Annotated in this window: 1 protein-coding gene; it reads left to right on the top strand. The window is 57.1% G+C overall.

Annotated features, from left to right (window positions below):
* Window positions 1–359, top strand: a 359-nt coding sequence (locus tag VI26_RS22865) for a transposase (protein ID WP_048412055.1), incomplete at its 5' end; no start/stop codon positions are given.
* Window positions 360–368: the final 9 nt, after the last annotated feature.

The raw sequence follows: 368 nt of genomic DNA, 5'->3' as shown, positions 1-368 counted from the left end.
CGCACGCGGTAGCAGTGACTACAGCGGAGGTGACTGATCGCAAAGGAGCCCTCAAAGCGCTAGCGCGCTGCCAGAGTGGGCTCAAGCGGGTGCAAAGCCTGCTGTGCGACAGTGGCTACGTGGGCCAGCCCTTCGCGCAGGGAGTGCGGGAGATTCTGGGCGGGTATGTGACGGTACAGATTGCCAAGAGAAGCGAGTTGCATACGTTCAAGGTGATGCCCAAACGATGGATTGTTGAGCGCAGCTTCGCATGGTTGGAAAAGAGCAGAAGGCTGTGGAAGAACTGCGAGCGGAAGCTGAATACCAGCTTGCAGTTCATCCACTTGGCTTTCCTGGCTCTATTGCTCCGGAGATCGTAAACAGGTTCT

The organism is Chromobacterium sp. LK1, assembly GCF_001043555.1.
GTDB classification, from domain to species: Bacteria; Pseudomonadota; Gammaproteobacteria; order Burkholderiales; family Chromobacteriaceae; genus Chromobacterium; species Chromobacterium aquaticum.
This window is presented reverse-complemented; position numbering and strand designations above follow the sequence as displayed.